General features: G+C 58.8%; 19 protein-coding genes and 1 pseudogene. 8 read left to right on the top strand and 12 right to left on the bottom strand.

Going from position 1 to position 18368, the window contains the following annotated elements; all coding sequences use genetic code 11:
* Positions 1–60: 60 nt before the first annotated feature.
* From TSACC_RS11875 to TSACC_RS11845, 7 genes and pseudogenes are all read right to left on the bottom strand, one after another.
* A pseudogene (locus TSACC_RS11875) lies at positions 61–771 on the bottom strand (sulfate/molybdate ABC transporter ATP-binding protein); the annotation flags it as partial.
* Positions 768–1667, bottom strand: a complete 900-nt coding sequence (cysW, locus tag TSACC_RS11870) for a sulfate ABC transporter permease subunit CysW (RefSeq protein ID WP_075079492.1) — start codon at positions 1665–1667, stop codon at positions 768–770. The pseudogene TSACC_RS11875 and the gene cysW, both read right to left, overlap by 4 nt.
* Positions 1668–1670: 3 nt before the next feature.
* Positions 1671–2495 (bottom strand): sulfate ABC transporter permease subunit CysT, encoded by an 825-nt coding sequence (gene cysT / locus TSACC_RS11865; protein WP_075079491.1) that lies wholly within the window; start codon positions 2493–2495, stop codon positions 1671–1673.
* Entirely contained in the window at positions 2495–3325 is an 831-nt protein-coding gene (locus TSACC_RS11860) for a M14 family metallopeptidase (protein ID WP_075079490.1), read from the bottom strand. The genes cysT and TSACC_RS11860 overlap by 1 nt, the downstream gene beginning before the upstream one ends.
* A 20-nt stretch (positions 3326–3345) precedes the next feature.
* Complete coding sequence (locus tag TSACC_RS11855) at positions 3346–4338, bottom strand: sulfate ABC transporter substrate-binding protein (protein ID WP_075079489.1); 993 nt, start codon at positions 4336–4338, stop codon at positions 3346–3348.
* Between the two features lie 57 nt (positions 4339–4395).
* Entirely contained in the window at positions 4396–4860 is a 465-nt protein-coding gene (locus TSACC_RS11850; RefSeq protein WP_075079488.1) for an RrF2 family transcriptional regulator, read from the bottom strand.
* Between the two features lie 46 nt (positions 4861–4906).
* Positions 4907–5542, bottom strand: a complete 636-nt coding sequence (locus tag TSACC_RS11845; RefSeq protein WP_084400417.1) for a L,D-transpeptidase family protein — start codon at positions 5540–5542, stop codon at positions 4907–4909.
* A 59-nt stretch (positions 5543–5601) separates the two neighbouring features.
* Between TSACC_RS11845 and TSACC_RS11840 the strand changes: the two genes are divergently transcribed.
* The 5 genes from TSACC_RS11840 to TSACC_RS11820 all read left to right on the top strand — a co-directional run bounded on the left by TSACC_RS11840 (position 5602) and on the right by TSACC_RS11820 (position 11189).
* Entirely contained in the window at positions 5602–7443 is a 1842-nt protein-coding gene (locus tag TSACC_RS11840) for an Ig-like domain-containing protein (protein ID WP_153811404.1), read from the top strand.
* Between the two features lie 73 nt (positions 7444–7516).
* Positions 7517–8527: a phosphogluconate dehydrogenase (NAD(+)-dependent, decarboxylating) gene (gene gnd / locus TSACC_RS11835; protein ID WP_075079486.1), complete on the top strand. Its 1011-nt coding sequence runs from the start codon at positions 7517–7519 to the stop codon at positions 8525–8527.
* A 17-nt stretch (positions 8528–8544) separates the two neighbouring features.
* On the top strand, positions 8545–9801 hold the full coding sequence (locus tag TSACC_RS11830) for an NAD(P)/FAD-dependent oxidoreductase (RefSeq protein WP_075079485.1): 1257 nt from the start codon (positions 8545–8547) through the stop codon (positions 9799–9801).
* Entirely contained in the window at positions 9798–10289 is a 492-nt protein-coding gene (locus TSACC_RS11825; RefSeq protein ID WP_075079484.1) for a hypothetical protein, read from the top strand. Before TSACC_RS11830 ends, TSACC_RS11825 begins: the two co-directional genes overlap by 4 nt.
* A 42-nt stretch (positions 10290–10331) precedes the next feature.
* On the top strand, positions 10332–11189 hold the full coding sequence (locus TSACC_RS11820) for an alpha/beta hydrolase (protein ID WP_075079483.1): 858 nt from the start codon (positions 10332–10334) through the stop codon (positions 11187–11189).
* Positions 11190–11207: 18 nt separating this feature from the next.
* Here the strand turns inward: TSACC_RS11820 and tpiA are convergent, their stop codons facing one another.
* The 5 genes from tpiA to TSACC_RS11795 form a co-directional block, all read right to left on the bottom strand.
* Complete coding sequence (gene tpiA, locus TSACC_RS11815; protein ID WP_075079482.1) at positions 11208–11972, bottom strand: triose-phosphate isomerase; 765 nt, start codon at positions 11970–11972, stop codon at positions 11208–11210.
* 64 nt (positions 11973–12036) lie between these two features.
* A complete protein-coding gene (gene pgk / locus TSACC_RS11810; RefSeq protein WP_075080710.1) occupies positions 12037–13281 on the bottom strand; it encodes a phosphoglycerate kinase in 1245 nt (414 codons plus the stop codon).
* A gap of 45 nt (positions 13282–13326) precedes the next feature.
* A complete protein-coding gene (gene gap / locus TSACC_RS11805) occupies positions 13327–14367 on the bottom strand; it encodes a type I glyceraldehyde-3-phosphate dehydrogenase (RefSeq protein WP_075079481.1) in 1041 nt (346 codons plus the stop codon).
* A 70-nt stretch (positions 14368–14437) separates the two neighbouring features.
* Positions 14438–14968: a shikimate kinase gene (locus TSACC_RS11800; protein ID WP_153811403.1), complete on the bottom strand. Its 531-nt coding sequence runs from the start codon at positions 14966–14968 to the stop codon at positions 14438–14440.
* 4 nt (positions 14969–14972) lie between these two features.
* Complete coding sequence (locus tag TSACC_RS11795; RefSeq protein WP_075079480.1) at positions 14973–15176, bottom strand: cold-shock protein; 204 nt, start codon at positions 15174–15176, stop codon at positions 14973–14975.
* Positions 15177–15285: 109 nt separating this feature from the next.
* Between TSACC_RS11795 and purE the strand changes: the two genes are divergently transcribed.
* Genes purE through murJ form a run of 3 tightly spaced genes read left to right on the top strand, consistent with a single transcriptional unit; the run spans position 15286 to position 18306 of the window.
* Entirely contained in the window at positions 15286–15792 is a 507-nt protein-coding gene (gene purE / locus TSACC_RS11790) for a 5-(carboxyamino)imidazole ribonucleotide mutase (protein WP_075079479.1), read from the top strand.
* Positions 15789–16724, top strand: a complete 936-nt coding sequence (locus TSACC_RS11785) for an L-threonylcarbamoyladenylate synthase (protein ID WP_084400415.1) — start codon at positions 15789–15791, stop codon at positions 16722–16724. Before purE ends, TSACC_RS11785 begins: the two co-directional genes overlap by 4 nt.
* Positions 16717–18306 (top strand): murein biosynthesis integral membrane protein MurJ, encoded by a 1590-nt coding sequence (gene murJ, locus TSACC_RS11780; RefSeq protein WP_084400414.1) that lies wholly within the window; start codon positions 16717–16719, stop codon positions 18304–18306. Before TSACC_RS11785 ends, murJ begins: the two co-directional genes overlap by 8 nt.
* Positions 18307–18368: the final 62 nt, after the last annotated feature.

Raw genomic sequence — 18368 nt, 5'->3', positions numbered from 1 at the left:
GCAGAGTGCCTCACCGCGCCCCCTTCCGTAAAGACCTCAGGCCGTGAACTGCGCCACATCGAGGAACTCCTCGACGAACGTGTTCGCGGGATTGGACCGCACCTCGGCAGGCGTGCCGATCTGCTGGATGAGCCCCTCGCTGATGATCACAACGCGGTCCGCCACCTCAAAGGCCTCCTCCTGGTCGTGCGTGACGAAGAGACTGGTCAGGTGGACGGTGTTGTGAAATTCGCGCAGCCAGGTGCGCAGTTCCCGGCGGACCTTGGCATCCAAGGCGCCGAAGGGTTCGTCAAGTAGCAGCACCTCCGGCTCGATCGCAAGCGCGCGGGCAAAGGCCACGCGCTGACGCTGGCCGCCGGAAAGCTGCGACGGGAGGCGCTTGGCGTAGTCCGCGAGCTGGACCGTCTCCAGCAGGCTTTCCACGCGCTTGCGAATCTCCGCCTCGCTGGGCCGCGAGCGCGCTGGACGCACGCGCAGGCCGAATGCGACGTTTTCATACACGCTCATGTGCTGAAAGAGCGCGTAGTGCTGGAACACAAAACCCGCCTTGCGCTGGTAGGCGCTGTGGTCGGTCACGTCACGCCCGCTGAAAAAGACCTGCCCCTGCTCGGAGAACTCCAACCCCGCAATGATGCGCAGGAGCGTTGTTTTTCCCGATCCGCTCGGCCCGAGCAGAGCCACGAGCTCACCAGTCCGCACCTCGCAATTCACGCCCTTGAGCGCGGCGAATTTGCCGAAGTTCTTCGAGATATCTTTGATGGTTATGCTCATGGATTTGTTCCCTCGGATGTCTGCATTGCTTCCATCAACTGCCGCTCTGCCCGCCACTCAGCATAAGCCTTCACCACGAGGGTGACAAGGGCCAGCACCGAGAGGACGGAGGCAACAGCGAAAGCCGCTGCGATTTGATATTCGTTATAAAGGATTTCGATGTGGAGGGGCATCGTGTTCGTCTTGTTGCGGATGTGGCCGGAAACCACGGACACCGCACCGAATTCCCCCATGGCGCGGGCATTGCACAAAATGACGCCGTAAAGCAGGCCCCACTTGATCTTGGGCAACGTCACCCGCCAGAAAATCTGCCACCCGCTGGCGCCGAGCGTCATGGCGGCCTCCTCTTCCTTGTGCCCCTGCGCCTGCATCAATGGGATAAGGCCCCGAGCCACGAAGGGAAACGTGACAAAGATCGTTGCGATCACCAGACCCGGCAACGCAAAGATGATCTGAATATCATTGGCGCGGAGCCACGGTCCGAACCAGCCGCCTGCACCGAAAACAAGAACGTAGATCAAGCCGCCGATGACGGGAGAGACCCATAGTGGAAGGTCGATCAGCGAGGTGAGCAGAGCGCGTCCGCGAAATTGAAACCGCGTCATGGCCCAGGCAGCGGCGAGGCCAAAGATCGTATTCAGCGGCACGGCGATCGCGGCGACGATAAGCGTGAGTTTCACCGCATGCGCCGTCGCCCGATCCTCGAATGTCTTGATGAACGTCTCGACGCCTTTGCTGAATGCCTCCTGAAACACCACAAACAGCGGCAGCACGAGGAACAGGGCGAAGAAGATCACCAGCGTGGTGATGAGCACCACCTTGACGACTGGCGACTCCGCCGTCGCACGGCGCGGCGTCCGGACCCGGGTGGGAAATGTCGATACTGCACCAGCCATAACCTAGACTCCCCTCCTTTTCTGGTCCCAGGCCTGCAGCCCATTGCTGACCAGAAGAATAATGAAAGACACCACGAGCATCACAAACCCGAGGGCCGCCGCTCCGGCGTAATCGTATTGCTCCAGCTTTGTGATGATGAGGAGCGGGGTGATTTCCGTCTTGAACGGCAGGTTGCCCGAAATGAAGACCACAGACCCGAACTCACCGACCGCGCGCCCGTAGGCCAGCGCGATACCCGTGAGGATCGAGGGCAGCAGCGCGGGAAAGATCACCCGCCAAAAGGTCTGCCAGCGCGAGGCTCCGAGGGTGGCGGCGGCCTCCTCCACATCGGCGGACAGATCCTGAATGACCGGCTGCACGGTTCTCACCACGAAAGGCAGTCCGATGAAGGTCAGGGCGATGAAGACGCCGAGCTGGGTAAACGCGACCTTGATGCCGTAAGGCTCCAGCACATGACCGATCATGCCATTGCGCGCATAGATCGTCGTGAGGGCGATGCCGGCCACGGCGGTCGGCAGGGCGAACGGCAGGTCCACGATGGCATCGAGAAGCTTGCGACCCGGAAAGCGGTAGCGCGCCAGCACCCAGGCGGCGATGACGCCAAAGACGCCATTGACCAGCGCAGCCAGGAAGGAAAGGCCGAAGCTCACCCAGTACGAGGCGACCACGCGCGGCTCGGTGATGGTCTTCCAGACATGTCCCCACCCGTCCGAGAATGACTTGAGAAACAGGGCGCTGAGGGGGATCAAAACGATGATGCTCAGGTACACGAGCGTGTAGCCAAGCGTCAGCCCAAAGCCGGGCAAAACATGTCTGCGTGCTGCCATTAGATATTCTGTCCTTCGGAAATCAAAACCTTGAACCGCTCTAGGATCACCGCAATCGCCGCGAGATGCGCCTGCACCTGCCGCTCCGCATCCGCCAGATGGGGAGTCTCAAAGACGATCTCAAATGGCCGGAATTTCTGCGTCGGCGGCGCGGTGAGGATGCCTTCGTATCCTTGTTCGATGATGCCGTTGTTGGCTTCGAAGTTATCAATGCTCTTGTCGAAGTTCCTCGGCAGAAACATGCCCGCCGCCTCCAGGGCTGGCTCCAGCACGTAACGAGTCAATTCATGGCCCTTCACAAAGCCATAGAGTCCCTCGCTGGTGTCATCGCTATGGAGGGCCACGATGCCGTCGAAGCGATTTGCCTCGAGTTCCTGCTCCAGCACGCGCACCTCGGGTTCGATTGACCCTTTCCAGAATTCCCGGTTCAAATCCAGCCCATCCTCGGACCAGCGGCTGTTGGTCAGGTAACCATGGCGATTGCACACGGGATAAAGGAAGAGTTCATACCCTCGCGCCATCTCGGGCTGCCGGCCGAGGAGTTCGACAAGGCGGCCAATGGCTTCGACTCCGCTATCCTCGTCGCCATGTATTCCGGCGAATATGCCGACTTTCAAATGACTGCGCCGGTCGCCCGGTCCCGAAAAGACATATTTCGGCAGGCTTGCCAGCGCTCCGTGTTTGCTCAGATAGGAAACATGCTCGCTGCTCAGGCGTTCATTGCGTTCGGCCAGAACATCAAGTGGCGCAGTCAATTTCTCCAAATCACGAGTAAACGAGACGGGGTTCGTCACAGCACCAAGGAAATCGAGAGTCGTCGGCGGTTTCAATGCTACAATATCGGTTCCAGTCAGCGGCTCGGCTGGTAGATTTGATCAAACACGCCCCCATCGGCAAAAAAGGTACCCTGCGCCTTCTTCCATCCGCCGAAATCCTTGTCGATGGTCGTCAATTCGATCTTCGGAAAGGTGTCCGCGTATTTGGCGAGGATGGCCTCGCTTGTCGGCCGGTAGTAATGCTTTGCGGCAATCTCCTGCCCTTCGTCGGAATACAGGTACTTCAGGTACTCGGTGGCGATCTCAAACGTCCCGCGCTTTTTCGCGACCACGTCGATCACGGCGACCGGCGGCTCAGCCAGGATGCTGATCGACGGGTTGACGATCTCAAACTGCCCCGGCTTTTCCTTAACCGTCAAATAGGCTTCGTTTTCCCAAGCCACCAGCACGTCACCCAAGCCCCGCTCGGCGAAAGTGATCGTCGCGCCACGGGCTCCGGTATCGAGCACGGGCACGTTTTTGAAGAGCCTGGTCATGAACTCCCGCGCCTTGGCTTCGTCGCCGTTGCTTTGCTTGAGCGCGTACGCCCAGGCCGCCAGGAAGTTCCAGCGGGCTCCGCCAGATGTTTTGGGATTGGGTGTGATGACCTCCACGCCGCTGCGGGTCAGGTCGTTCCAATCCTTGATCCCCTTGGGGTTTCCCTTGCGGACGAGGAAGACAATCGTCGAGGTGTACGGGGAGCTGTTGTGCGGCAACCGTTGCTGCCAGTCGGTCGGAAGGAGGCGGCCTTTTTCCGCCAACACATCAATGTCCGCCGCCAGGGCGAGCGTGGCGACATCGGCATTCAAGCCATCCATGATGGCCCGAGCCTGCTTGCCTGATCCTCCGTGAGACTGGTCAACCCGCACGCCATCGCCGGTCTTGGTCTTCCAGTACTTGTAAAAAGCGTCGTTGAAATCCGAATACAACTCCCGTGTCGGGTCGTACGACACATTCAGCAGTGTCACGTCCTTGGCCGACGAAGCAGCCAGGGCAAGCACTGATGAGAGCAGGATCAAGACTTTCATTGCCTTCGATTTACCCCGTTTTATGACAGGGTCAAGTAATTACGACTCCAAGCGTCGTTATATACCTTCGCCGTCGACGCCCTGCACGGCGCTTACCTCACGATTCGTAACTGGTTCACCCCGCATGACATCAGCAAGGGTCGAAGTGTCCATCAGCTTGGCGACCACATTTCTCGCCTCGAGCATCACACGACGAAAACGACACACCGACTCCTGAGAGCAACACTTGTAATCCGTCACGGAAACACAGGCGATCGGGGCCAGATAACCATCAAAATGCCTGACAACCTCCCCCATGGTGATCGAGGCCGGATCCTTGGCGAGGCGGTAGCCACCTCGTTTGCCCGCAACGCTGTCGACCCAGCCACGCTCCTTCAGATCCAGCATGATATGCTCCAAAAAACGCTTCGGTATGTCGTTTTTCCGGGCAAGCTCAATGATCGGAATAGGGGTATCGCCATGATGTGCCACCAAGGTGAAAAGGGCCCTCAGGGCGTAATCCGTGCGCATCGACAACTGCATAAAGACGAAAAATTAGCAGGAAATGTCCCGCGCGTCAAAGGACGACCTAATCGGTGACAGTAACTTGGGTACCGAGAACGACCTTGGAATAGAACAGTTTGGCGATCTCCTCCGGCAGCCGGATACATCCATGAGAGGCAGGATAACCCGGCAAGATGCCTGTGTGCATACCCACCCCGTCATTGGTCAGGCGCATGAACCAGCGCATGGGAGCGCCACGATAGACGGTTCCGCTCGGAGCCGAATCAATCTTCGTGCTTACCCCTGCCCGAACCGTTTTGCCCGTTCGCTGGCTGACAAAATCCCCATAAACGCTCGACCGATGATCCGCATCCTTTTCCGAAATCTTGTACGTACCTTTCGGAGTCATGCCGGCCCGTTTGCCCGAAGAAATCGGAGAATCAATCGCCGTCTCACCATCGACCAGGAAGTAGGCTCGCTGCTTTCCGAGAGAAATGACGATGGTCGAATTGGCCGGAGTGGATTTTTCCAGCACCCGCTCAAAAATCCGCGGAGGCTCCTGTTTATAAATGAGTTCCGAAGCCTTCTTTTGTTTCGGACGAGGAGTCGGAGCAGCCGCGCCTCCCTGCTGAGCAGCGGCCTGAGATACCACGAGAACCGCTGCTGCGATGAGTATTGCAGCAGTTTCCTTTACGCGGATGTGAGGCAAGGCTACGGTCATTCGCTTTTCCAAGTGACATCCGCTTAAACTCTGGAAGGATTTTTCGCAACGACATTCCAATGATGTTCCGGTCTTGGCTGCCCTCAGTGGCGATTTTGTTTCTCACCGCGACGCTGTGTTTCGCAGCTAAGAAGGACAAGGAAAACCTGCCGCCGCCCCCTCCCATGCCGCAGGCCCAAACAATCACGATGTATCGTGGTCGCAGCATTGAGATTCCTCTGAGAGCGATCGGTCGCAGCCCGGGCCAGCTCCGCTTTCTCATTCGGACGCAACCAAAATTCGGGAAGCTCGGCGCCGTTCAGATCATCGACCGAAAAAATGCGGTGATCACCTATATCCACGACGAAAAATCCTCAGCGACCAGCGATTCCTTCACCTTTGCCGTGCAGGGACCGGATAGTCCGGTTTCTGCCCCGGGAGTAGTCTCGCTCACCATCTCCGAGGAGCCTCCCGCTTTCAGCGCGGTCCGCGAGGTGGAGTTTGGCACGGTTACACTCGGCAACACCAAGTCCGAGGAGGTATTGTTGCAAAATGCGGGGGGCGGAGTTTTAACCGGTCGTATCACCGTACCGCCACCCTGGCGCATCGTTGGCACCGACACCTATCGACTGGGGCGCAAGGAAGAGCAAAAGGTCCGCATCGTTTTTGCGCCCATGGACGACGAGGAATTCACCGGCCAGCTTCGCTTCTCCCACGACATCAAGGCCTACGTCACCCTTACCGGTACGGGTTTCGCTCCCCTGGCCTTTGAGCCTGCGAAGGAATTGGTCTTCCCTGGCAGTGCAGACCCCAACCGTCGCATCGCTACAGTCACCCTGCTCAACCGGACCGATGCCGCCCGCCCGGTCGATCTGGAATATCCGGAAAATGTCAGCGGTCCCGAGCAACTGCTCATGAAACCGCACGAGGACAAGACCATCACGCTTCAAATCGCTCCGGCTTTCCTCGGCAACATCGAGTCTGCCATTACTTTTGAAAGCGAGGGCTATCGAGTTTCGCTTCCCGTCAAGGCGGGTGCAGTACGGCCGATTCTTTCCGCTACACCTGCCGCTCTGGCTTTTGGCGCCCTGGCATCCGGCGACCATAAGGAGCTGGCTTTTGAACTGAAAAACTCCGGTGGATCTCCAGCCCAGCTCAAGGTGACACCGCCTCGCGAACTGGTCATCTCCCCCGATCCGGCGACCGCAGTGATACCGGTGGGTGAATCGCGAAAGTTCACTGCCGTCCTGGAACTCTCAAAACAGGGGGGCTTTGAGGAGACCCTTGCCATCGACTACGGCGGAGACACCTCATTGACTCTTCCGGTCACGGCTGAAATAACAGCCAACACCCAATCCTCCCGGCCCACTGTCGTCGCCATACCGGAGGGAAACACGCCTCAGAGACAGGAGACTCCAGGTCCGATCTTTTCACTGGACCCTCCGGAACCGGCCGGCAACGAGATTCCTCCCATTACGGAATTCAACCACCTTCGTACCGACACGCATGAGGTTGAGATCGGCTGGAAAATTCCCGCAAAGAATGCGATCTCCTATCTGATCGAGTGGCGACAGGTGATGGCGCCAGCTGGCGATGGCCCGCCCATCGTCAAGTGGAACGAGTGGCGGGGAGTGCAGACCAGCGAGGTCAATGGCTCGATTATCGCGCGATTCCCCAACCTGAAGGACGGCCAGACATGGCGCATTCGAATCCGCACGGTCGATGAACTGGGCAAGAAATCAGCCGCATCGCCGACGTTCATCATCTCCACCAAAGTCGATCAATCCATGGGACTCTTTGGCTGGCTGGTGATCCTGACAGGGATCGGAGCAGTCGCCGCCGCCATCATTTTCTGGCGGAAACAACGCCACGCAGTCGATGACGATGAATCGGCTCGTATCTCTGCCCTCGAAAACAAGTAGAAAAGTTTCGCAATTCTTGTTGCCCGCAACATGCTCATAGGCACAAGCTAACGACTCACTCCTCAAAAAACACATGCAACTCGGAATGATCGGCCTCGGCAGGATGGGTGCGAACATGGTTCGCCGCCTTCTCAAGAACGGACATGAATGCGTCGTTTACGACACAAACCCCGACTCGGTCGCCGCGTTGGTCGCAGAGGGAGCGATCGGCACGACTTCGATTGAGGAGTTTGCACGCAAGCTGAAAGCACCCCGCAACGCCTGGATCATGGTTCCCGCAGGCATCACAGACAAGGTTGTCGGCGAACTCGCCTCTCACATGCAGTCGGATGATACGATCATCGATGGCGGCAACTCGTATTTCCGCGACGACCGTCGCCGCAGCGAGCGTCTGCGTCACGATGGCATCCACTACCTCGACGTCGGCACCAGCGGCGGCGTGTGGGGCCTCGAGCGCGGTTATTGCATGATGATCGGAGGTGACAAGGTCGCCGTGGATCGCCTCGATCCCATTTTCAAATCCCTCGCCCCCGGCATCGGCGACGTGGAGCGTACTCCCGGCCGCGAAAAGCTCGGCGGCACAGCCGAGTATGGCTACCTGCATTGCGGCCCCTCGGGAGCTGGTCACTTCGTCAAGATGATCCACAACGGCATCGAGTACGGAATCATGGCCGCTTTCGGTGAAGGCTTCGACATTCTTGCCAATGCCAATGCGAGCCTGAAGAAAGGCGCGGCCGATGCTGAGACGGCCCCGGTCGGCGACGATTATGTGTACGACATCAATCTTGCGGATGTTTCCGAGGTTTGGCGTCGCGGCAGCGTGATCAGTTCCTGGTTGCTCGATCTGGCCGCCGCCGCATTTGCGGAAAATCCGACGCTGGAAAACTTCTCCGGTCGTGTATCCGACTCCGGCGAGGGCCGATGGACGATCATGGCTGCCATCGAGGAAGCGGTGGATTGCGACGTGCTCAGCGCCGCGCTGTTTGCCCGCTTCCGTTCCCGCAAGGAGCACACGATGGCCGAAAAGGTTTGTTCCGCAATGCGCTACCAGTTCGGCGGCCACCTCGAAAAGCCCATCACATAAGCTGTCCCAGCAAGTCGATGCACTACGACGTAGCCATCATCGGTGGAGGACCTGCTGGCAGTACGGCAGCCGCAATGCTCGCCAAAGCAGGCCGAAGCGTCGTCGTCATCGAACGGGAAAAGTTTCCCCGGTTTCATATCGGTGAGTCACTTCTCCCGTTTAGCATGGACGCCTTTGAACGTCTCGGCATCCTGAAGAAAATCCAGGATGCCGGGTTCGTCGTAAAGCATGGCGCCGAAATCTGCTCCGGGTGCGGAGAGAAAGAAACGCGCTTTTATTTCAAGGACGGCTTCCGATCCCGGCGTGCGACAGCATTTCAGGTCACCCGTTCGGAATTCGACAAGATCCTGCTGGATCACGCGAGGGAATGCGGTGCCCTCGTGAGGGAAGAGACGATTGTGACATCCCTCGATCTCTCCGCCGGATCAACATCTCTTTCGATTGCTTCGGCCGATGGATCTCCGGAGACCATTACAGCCGGGTATGTGATTGATTGCAGCGGTCGCAACTCGGTGATCGGTTCGCATCTTGGACTTAAGGAGTCGTACCCTTCCCTGCAGAAGTTCGCGGTCTACGCGCACTTTGAAGATGCCCAGATTCCCGAAGGCGTCGACGGAACACTGACGCGCATGGTACGGGGAGAAGACCACTGGTTTTGGATCATTCCTCTTTCCTCCACCAAACTCAGTATCGGAGTTGTGATGGATACCGAGAAGTACAAGAGCCTTCGCTCGACTCCCGAGCAGGTGCTCGAGCGATTCATCCGCGACCAGCCTCTGATGCAATCTCGTCTGCTTGGTTCCCGACGGGTGACCAAGGTCTATGCGAGCGGAGATTATTCTTATCGGAACCGTACCCTTCACGGCGACCGCTGGCTCATGGCTGGCGACGCGGCGGGATTCATCGACCCGGTTTTCAGCAGCGGCGTGTTCCTGGCGATCCTGGGCGGTGAGAAGGCCGCCGAGGCGATCGATGCTGCCTTGCGATCGCCCAGGGAGGCCCGACGCCTCTTTGCCCGTTACGAGCGACATCTCGTGAAGGTCATGGGCCTTTATTTAAAGTTTGTCCTCGCGTGGTATCGTAAAGAATTCGTCGAAACTGTTCTCGCTCCACGCGAATTCTTTGAAGTAGTTCCGGCTGTTAATGCCGTCCTCGCCGGAAACATGGGCAAATCTTTCAGCCTGCGTTGGAGGCTCTGGCTGTTTCAGCTTATCGTTCGCCTGCAACGAATCGTACCGATTTGTCCGCGCCTGACACTCGTTCCCCGGTCATGATCGCCCGCGCGCTCCTTGCCTTGACCGTCCTTTGTCTGACGGGATGTGTCGCCACCAAGCCGGATCATCCATTTCGCGCCGAGGTTTCCCAAAATGCCAGCATCCGATGGCAGCGCGCCGACACGACACTGCATTGCGAGGCAGTTTTTGCCCGAGCCGTGGATGGGCAAGTGCAGGTACATCTTTTCAAGGGTACTCCCAAGCCGATTCTCTCCCTTGATCTGGCTCCTTATGGCAATCTGACTGCAAGCGGCAAGCTGGCGAGATTTGGCTGGAGCGGTCCGTTCACCTCCGCCCCCGTGCCACTCCTTGGCTGGGCACATCTTTTGCGAGCCTACCAAGCCTGCGCTACCTGGCCCGATGGGCAAAGCGAGCTCCACGCTCCCAATGTCCGCACCGCTATCACAATCGTCAGCGGTAAACCCGAGGTCATCAGCGTAGCCAGCGAACTCGCTCGCGAAACAATAACCGCGGTCTTTACGCCCTAGCCTTCATCTTGAAGAAAGGCTGCGGAGGGCGTATGATCCGCCATGAATTGCCGAAGGTTTTTCCCTTGGGTTCTTTTTGTCGCCGCCCTTGGCTTTTCGAATGGGCGAGCCGACTCCGGTGAAGCAATTTTCGCCCAACGTTCCGGCCAGCAACTGCGGCTCGATATCTTTCGCCCGTCAACTCCCCCTCCCTCGGCCGGATATCCCGCGGTGCTCTGCATTCACGGTGGCGGATGGAGCCAGGGATCGCGCCACTTCAGCTGGCTCGCCCCGGAACTCGTAAAAGCAGGATATCTCGTGGTCAGCCCGGATTATCGCCTCACAAACGCCGCGACATTTCCCGCACAGATCGACGACGTCCGGGATGCAGCCGCCTGGATGCTCGCCCATGCCAAGGAACTCCAGATCAACCCGCAACGTATTGGCCTGGCAGGAGGTTCGGCTGGAGGTCACCTTGCGCTCTTGCTTGGGCTGGCTCCCTCACAAACCTACCCGGGCAGCGAATCTGCCTCACTGCCAAAAAACACGTTCAAGGCAATCTGTGCACTCTATCCGCCGACCGATCTCACGACCATTGTCCCCTTCCCCCTGCGCACACGCGTCGACAACCTCGTCGCAAAGCTCCTGGGTGGCTCCGTTGCCGAAAAGGCGGCGTTGGCCCGCGCTGCCAGCCCGTTGGAATACGTGACAGCCGACAGCCCGCCCATTCTCCTCATCCACGGCGAAAAAGACCGTCTGGTGCCCGTCTCGCAAAGCACGGTATTGAACGAAGCCTACCAAAAAGCAGGAGCGAAGTCGGAGATGATACTCCTGCCCGATGCCGGGCATGGATTCCCTCCCGACAAAAAAACAGAAACCCAGATAGCAGACTTCTTCGCCCGCTATCTGGGTAAAAGTTAAGCTGACTGGTAAAGCCGCTTAGGCTGGGACTCCGGCCTTCACGATCTCGGCAAAGCCCCGAGCCTCCAGGCTCGCACCGCCGACGAGAGCGCCGTCGATGTCGGGCTGGCTGAGAAGCTCCAGTGCATTGGCGGGCTTCACGCTGCCACCGTACTGGATGCGCACCTTGTCCGCCGTGGCGGCATCGGTGAGCTCGGCCAACACCGCACGCACGTGGGCGTGGGCGTCCTGGGCCTGGGCGGAGGTCGCCGTCTTGCCAGTGCCAATGGCCCACACGGGTTCATAGGCGATCACGGTCTCGACGAGCTGCTCAGCGGAAACTCCCGCGAGACCGCCGCGAAGCTGGGTCTCAAGGACCTGCTTTTCCTTGCCGGCTTCACGCTCCTCCAACGTCTCACCGACGCAGAGGATGGGTTTCAGCTCGGAGGCATGGGCGGCGAGCACCTTCTTGTTAATGAAGGAATCGGTCTCGCCAAAGATCTGGCGACGCTCGCTGTGGCCGATGATGACGTAGCGAACGAAGAGGTCGCGCAGCATGGCCGCGCTGATCTCGCCCGTATAGGCTCCGCTTTTCTCGAAATAGAAATTCTGGGCTCCGAGGCGCACCTTCTGCGATCCGCCGAGAAGCTCGGAGAGCTTCGGCAGGGCTGTGAAGGGAGGTGCGATGACGATCTCCACTCCGGTGACTTCCTCGATCTCAAGACGAAAGTCCTTCAGGAAGCTCTCAGCTTCTCCGATGGTCATGTTCATCTTCCAGTTGGCTGCGATGATTTTCTTGCGCATGCGTAAGGCGTTTCCTCACCGGCACTCCGCATAAGGAATGCCGGATCGGGAAACTTTCAGGGAATTATTTGTCGTTCAGGTTGGCAACGCCCGGGAGGACCTTGCCCTCGAGGAGTTCGAGCGAAGCGCCACCGCCGGTCGAGGCGTGGCTGACCTTGTCGACGACCTTGAATTTCTTGGCGGCCGTGGCTGTGTCGCCACCGCCGACCACCGAGATAGCCCCGGCTTCCGTAGCCTTGGCAATGGCAGCGGCCATGGCCTTGGTGCCTTCGGCGAAGCGGTCAAACTCGAACACGCCCGCCGGGCCGTTCCAGACGATCGTCTTTGCGCCGAGGATGACCTCGGTGAAGAGCTCATTGCTCTTCGGGCCTACATCGAGACCCATCCAGCCTTCCGGGATGCCTTCGGCATCGGTCACGACTTTGGTCTCAGCCTCGGGGTCAAACTTGGAGGCGGCGATGAAATCGACCGGCAGGTGAATCTTCACACCCTTTTCCTTGGCCTTCTCCACGAGCTCGGCAACGATCTTCGCGCCTTCGGCGTCGAAGAGGCTGTTGGCGATCTCCATGTTGTTGAGCACCTTCTTGAAGGTGTAGGCCATGCCACCGCCGATGATGATTTCGTTGGCGATGTCGAGGAGGTTGCGGATGAGCGGGATCTTGTCGGCAACCTTGGCTCCGCCGAGGATGGCGAGGAGCGGGCGCTTCGGGTTGTCGAGGACTGCGGCGAAGGCGTCGAGTTCCTTCTGCATGAGGAAACCGGCCACCTTGTCGGGCAGGTCGACTCCGACCACGGAGGAGTGGGCGCGGTGCGCGGTGCCAAAGGCGTCGTTGGCGTATACATCGCCGAGCTTCGTCAGCGAGGCGCGGAACTCCGCGACCTTGGCCGGATCGGCCTTCGTCGAGGTGCCGTCTTCGTTCTTGGCTTTGCCCTCTTCCTCGATATGGAAGCGGAGGTTTTCCAGGAGAGCGACTTCGCCGGGCTGGAGTTCGGACACGGCCTTTTCCACCTCGGGTCCGACACAGTCGGAGAGGAACTTGACCGGCTTGCCGAGGAGTTCGGAGAGCTTCTCCGCCACGGGCTTGAGTGTGTATTTCTCGACCTTCTTGCCATCGGGGCGTCCGAGATGGCTCATGAGGACGACGGAGCCGCCCTGGTCGAGGATGTAGTTGATGGTCGGCAGGGCCGCGGTGATGCGGGCCGGATTCGTAATCGCGCCGGTCGCCTTGTCCTGCGGGACATTGAAGTCCACACGCATGACCACGCGACGGCCTTTGAGGGAGACGTCAGTAATCGATTTTTTTGCCATAAAAGAAAAGGGGCGGCTCAAGGCCGCCCCAAATCATTGTAGAATTTAGCCGGCGATCTGCTTGAGCAGGTCGACGCAGCGGTTGCTGTAACCCCATTCGTTGTCGTACCAGCTGACGAGCTTGAAGAAGTTGCTGTTCAGCTCGATGCCGCTGCCCGCATCAAAGATGCTCGAGCGGGTGTCGTGGATGAAGTCGCTGGAGACGACCTCGTCCGTGGTGTAGCCGAGGATGCCCTTGAGGTAGGTCTCGCTGGCCTTCTTCATGGCCTCGCAGATTTCCTTGTAGCTGGTCTGCTTCGTGGTCTTGACGGTGAGGTCGACGACGGAAACGGTCGGCGTGGGAACGCGGAAGGACATGCCCGTGAGCTTGCCCTTGACCTCCGGGCAGACGAGGGCGACAGCCTTGGCGGCGCCGGTCGTGCTCGGGATGATGTTGATCGCAGCGCTGCGGCCACCCTTCCAATCCTTGCGGGAAGGACCGTCCACCGTCTTCTGGGTGGCGGTGTAGCTGTGCACGGTGGTCATGAGACCTTCCTCGATGCCAAAGCCTTCCTTGAGGAGGACGTGGACGACCGGGGCGAGACAGTTCGTCGTGCAGCTCGCGTTGGAGATGATGTTGTGCTGGCTGGCGTCGTACTTCTCGTTGTTCACGCCGACGACGATGGTGATGTCTTCACCCTTGGCCGGAGCCGAGATGATGACCTTCTTGGCGCCTGCGTCGAGGTGACCCTTGGCCTTCGCCGCGTCGGTGAAGAGACCGGTCGACTCGATCACGATGTCCACGCCGAGGTCTTTCCACGGGAGAGCAGCCGGGCCTTCCTTGACGGCGAGGCACTTGATCTTGTGGCCGTTGACCACGAGCGTGTCGTCCTCAGCGAGGGACTCGCTGGACTTTTCGCTGTAAACTTCGCCCTTGAACCCGCCCTGGATGGAGTCGTACTTGACCAGGTAAGCGAGGTTGTCTGCCGGCACGAGGTCGTTGACGGCTACGACTTTGAAGCCCTTCTCAAGAAGGCCCTGTTCCACGATTGCCCGAAAGACGAGACGTCCGATGCGTCCGAATCCATTAATGCCGATTGTTGCCATGTGTGTTTTTGTATGATGTTTGGGTGCGTAAAATAAGTACCTTTAATAGACACGCTAGAGCCGAGTAGCGTCAATATTCAAAACGTCGCCCCTCTCGCAATGCCCCATCCAAGAGGCTCTGAGCAGCTTCATCGTGCGAAAGGTTGGTGGAATCCACCCGAAAATCGGCCACTTCCTGGTAAACGGAAAGGCGTTCATCGAGCAGACGAAAAAAGGTTTCGCGAGGGTTGTCGGTTTGGAGCAAGGGGCGCTTGCCGGTGCGGGTCGCGCGCTCAAACAATGCCTCGCGGTCTGCATCCAGCCACGCCACCACACCGAGGCGGCGCAGAATTTCGCGGTTCTCGGGGCGCAAAACCAGACCGCCACCCGTAGACAAAACCAGACCGCAGATACCCACCTGCTCCGAAAGCACCCTGTGCTCGACGTCGCGAAAATATGCTTCTCCCTCAGCGGCAAAGATTTCCGGTATTGATCGCCCCTCTGCCTGCGCGATCAAGTCGTCGGTATCAAGGAAGCGATGTCCCGTCAGGCCGGCGAGACGACGACCTACAGAGGACTTTCCGCAGCCCATGAAACCGATCAAGACAATGTTGGGTAGCACCCCACTAGACTCTCACAACGTTCTTGGCGCGTGAACCTTTTTGATCTTCGTAAAGTTCGTATTCGACTTCCTCCCCTTCCTTAAGTGTGCGGAATCCCTTTGTCTGAATCACCGAGAAGTGCACGAAGATGTCTCCGTTGACTGCGGGGTCCACAATGAACCCGAAGCCCTTCTTCTCGTTAAACCACTTTACTGTTCCTCTGGCCATATACGTCTGCTAATTACGAGCCAATCCGGGTGAAGTCCCTGCTCCGTGGCGCATAATGGCCCGGCATCAGGGTGCGTCAAACGGCACTTGGCAACAATTTCGTCAAAATATGCAGCAATCTTTGGGCCAAAGCGCGCCATTAATTGGAGTTGTGATGGGAAGTACGTCCGATTGGGCGACTTTAAAGGAAGCTTCACTGATTCTGGAGAGCTTTGGAGTGGCGCACGAATCCCGAGTGGTTTCCGCCCACCGTACCCCGGATTTGCTGGTTGACTACGCCAAGACCGCCAAGGAGCGTGGCCTCCGCGCCATCATTGCCGGTGCAGGCGGTGCGGCCCATCTGCCCGGGATGCTCGCAGCGCATACGATCATTCCGGTGCTTGGAGTGCCGGTACAAAGCAAGGCCTTGAGCGGAATGGATTCCCTGCTCTCTATCGTGCAGATGCCCGCGGGTATTCCCGTCGCGACCTTTGCCATCGGCGTCGCCGGGGCTAAGAACGCCGCACTCTTTGCCGTGGCCCAACTGGCACGCGAATTTCCCGAACTGGATGCGAGGTTGGAAAAATTTCGCCAGGATCAGACCGACGCAGTCCTCGGAAGCACGCTCGAGCCTTGATTATCACGCGCATCCACAGTGGTCCGACCGCCATTGCCGAGGCGGTGGACCTGCTCAATCGAGGCGAACTCGTCGCCCTGCCCACCGAAACCGTTTACGGGTTGGGCTGCGACGCGCTCGCGCCCCTCGCCTGCGCCAAGGTCTTCCAAGCCAAGGACCGCCCGCTTTACGACCCGCTGATCGTTCATCTGCCGAATCGGGCGTGGGCGGATCGCATCGCCGTTCTTTCGCCCATAGCCCAGGCTCTGGCCGACGCCTTCTGGCCGGGGCCTCTCACTCTCGTACTACCGCGCACGGCCATCGTTCCCGATCTCGTAACGGCCGGGCAGGATACCGTGGCGATTCGCTGGAGCGCGCACCCGGTCTTCCAGGAGGTCGCCGAGGAATTTGGCCGCCCCATCGCCGCGCCAAGCGCCAACCGCTTTGGCCGCATCAGCCCGACCGCGCCTGAACACGTGCTTTCCGAACTCAATGGCCGCATCCGCCTCATCGTCGACGGCGGTCCATGCAATCACGGCGTCGAGTCCACCATCGTTCTCGTGCAGGAGGATGGACTGCGCATTTTGCGCCACGGCCCGATCACAGATCGACAGTTGGCCGCCTTTGGTCCGCTCGTCTCAGGTAATACCGAGGTGAGTGCTCCCGGTACGCTCAAGAGTCACTACGCTCCGCGTACCCCGCTGGTCTTCGGCCCTGTCGTGCCCGGCCCCCGTCATGGCCTGCTCGCCTGGGATTCCGCCGGCGAAGGATATGCCCATGTCGAGCGGCTGAGCGAATCCGTCAACCTCGAGGAGGCCGCAACCAATCTCTACGCCGCCATGCGTCGGCTCGATGAAGCCGGCCTCGATTTGATCGTCGCTGATTCCGTCCCCGAGGAGGGTTTGGGCGTTGCGATCATGGAGCGTTTACGCAAGGCTGCCGCGCGTGAGTAACAAGCTCAATACGAAGGCGAGCGGTGTCGTTGCCGTCGCCGTCATGTGCTCGCGGGTGCTCGGGCTGATCCGCGAGATGCTTTTTGCCGGTCTGTTCGGGACCACTTTGATGGGTATCTTCACCATCGCATTCCGGGCTCCCAACCTCCTCCGCGACCTCTTCGCCGAAGGAGCTCTATCGACCGCCTTCATTACGGTATTTTCCAAGAAGATCGAACGCGAGGGCGATAAGTCTGCGTGGGAACTGGCTGGCAAAATGATGACAATCGCCGTCATCTTTATGAGCATTGTCAGCATCCTAGGTATTGTCTTTGCCGATCAATTTATCTGGCTGCTGGCTCCGGGTCTGAACCAGGCAGATCGGCATCTCACGGTTCTGCTCACCCAGGTCATGTATCCTTTCATTCTGCTCGTTTCCCTGGCTGCCTTGGTCATGGGAATGCTGAATGCAAAAAACGTCTTCGGCGTTCCTGCCATGGCATCGAGCTTTTTCAATATCGGCTCCATTGTTGGTGGTGTCGTTTTGGGGTGGATGCTCGACCCGAAATTTGGCGAAACAGCCCTGATCGGCCTCGCCATCGGCACTTTGATTGGAGGGTTTCTTCAACTCGTCATCCAGTTTCCGAGTCTCAAAGCAGTAGGGTTCCGCTTCAAGCCAGACTTCAGGTGGCGGGACCCGGGCATTCGCAGCATCCTCGTCCTCATGGTTCCCTCCGTGATCGCGGCCAGCGCGGTGCAGATCAATGTCATGATCAATACCGGCTTTGCTACGAAGGTCAGTACAGGCGCCGTGGCATGGCTGAACTTTGCATTTCGTTTCATGCAGCTGCCGATTGGCATTTTCGGAGTGGCCGTGGCGACGATCACTCTCCCTGTCATCGCACGCATCGCAGCACACGAGGATCGCTCAGAGTTCGGCCCCACCCTCGGCAAGGCCATGCGGCTCGCGATCTTCCTCACCCTTCCTTCAGCAGTCGGGCTTTATTTCCTCGCAGAGCCAATCATCGGGCTCATCTACGAGCGCGGCCAGTTTCATCATTACGACACCCTTCAGACGGCCATCGCGCTTCAGTTCTACGCGATGGGATTGGTGGCTTATTCCTGCATCAAGGTGCTTTCTCCAGCCTTTTACGCCATCGACCGGAAGTGGACTCCCATGATAGTGAGTTTTGCGTCCATCGGAGTGAATGCCTTTCTTAACTATTTGTTCATCGTTCATTGGAAGTTCGGCCACAAGGGGCTCGCACTTTCCACGACAATCGCGGCCACGCTGAACTTCGGCACACTCTACCTCCTGATGCACAGGGAGGCAGGTACGCTGCATACCACCCGGATGATTTCGACGCTCATTCGCTGTGGCCTTGCCTCGGCGGCACTCGGGGCGTTGGCGTGGGCAGGCGTGCATTACGGACACGAGTGGATTTACTCGCCGCATCTCCTCATCAAAATCGCCTCCATCATGTCCCTGATCGCGCTGGCGGCCGCAGGCTACGTCCTCGTCTGCCTGATATTCCGGGTTGAGGAAGTTTCCTCCGCCTGGAATGCCGTCGGGAGCAAGGTCATGCGACGCCTCCGGCGTTGACCCGGCGCGAATTTTTTCCAAAAAGGCATTAAGAAAAATCCGGCTCGTGCGTTGACCGGATA

Origin of the sequence: Terrimicrobium sacchariphilum (assembly GCF_001613545.1) — a bacterium.
GTDB lineage: Bacteria > Verrucomicrobiota > Verrucomicrobiia > Chthoniobacterales > Terrimicrobiaceae > Terrimicrobium > Terrimicrobium sacchariphilum.
The sequence above is the reverse complement of the archived record's forward strand: the minus strand, read 5'-3'. Positions and strand labels throughout refer to the sequence as shown.

Excerpts from the sequence above, each read along its gene's own strand:
- TSACC_RS11795 (WP_075079480.1), bottom strand. The coding sequence starts at position 15,176 with ATGGCCAGAGGAACAGTAAAGTGGTTTAACGAGAAGAAGGGCTTCGGG.
- TSACC_RS11825 (WP_075079484.1), top strand. The coding sequence starts at position 9,798 with ATGATCGCCCGCGCGCTCCTTGCCTTGACCGTCCTTTGTCTGACGGGA.
- cysT (WP_075079491.1), bottom strand. The coding sequence starts at position 2,495 with ATGGCAGCACGCAGACATGTTTTGCCCGGCTTTGGGCTGACGCTTGGC.
- TSACC_RS11840 (WP_153811404.1), top strand. The coding sequence starts at position 5,602 with ATGATGTTCCGGTCTTGGCTGCCCTCAGTGGCGATTTTGTTTCTCACC.
- pgk (WP_075080710.1), bottom strand. The coding sequence starts at position 13,281 with ATGGCAAAAAAATCGATTACTGACGTCTCCCTCAAAGGCCGTCGCGTG.
- tpiA (WP_075079482.1), bottom strand. The coding sequence starts at position 11,972 with ATGCGCAAGAAAATCATCGCAGCCAACTGGAAGATGAACATGACCATC.
- purE (WP_075079479.1), top strand. The coding sequence starts at position 15,286 with ATGCAGCAATCTTTGGGCCAAAGCGCGCCATTAATTGGAGTTGTGATG.
- TSACC_RS11850 (WP_075079488.1), bottom strand. The coding sequence starts at position 4,860 with ATGCAGTTGTCGATGCGCACGGATTACGCCCTGAGGGCCCTTTTCACC.
- cysW (WP_075079492.1), bottom strand. The coding sequence starts at position 1,667 with ATGGCTGGTGCAGTATCGACATTTCCCACCCGGGTCCGGACGCCGCGC.
- TSACC_RS11820 (WP_075079483.1), top strand. The coding sequence starts at position 10,332 with ATGAATTGCCGAAGGTTTTTCCCTTGGGTTCTTTTTGTCGCCGCCCTT.
- gap (WP_075079481.1), bottom strand. The coding sequence starts at position 14,367 with ATGGCAACAATCGGCATTAATGGATTCGGACGCATCGGACGTCTCGTC.
- TSACC_RS11830 (WP_075079485.1), top strand. The coding sequence starts at position 8,545 with ATGCACTACGACGTAGCCATCATCGGTGGAGGACCTGCTGGCAGTACG.
- gnd (WP_075079486.1), top strand. The coding sequence starts at position 7,517 with ATGCAACTCGGAATGATCGGCCTCGGCAGGATGGGTGCGAACATGGTT.
- TSACC_RS11845 (WP_084400417.1), bottom strand. The coding sequence starts at position 5,542 with ATGACCGTAGCCTTGCCTCACATCCGCGTAAAGGAAACTGCTGCAATA.
- TSACC_RS11855 (WP_075079489.1), bottom strand. The coding sequence starts at position 4,338 with ATGAAAGTCTTGATCCTGCTCTCATCAGTGCTTGCCCTGGCTGCTTCG.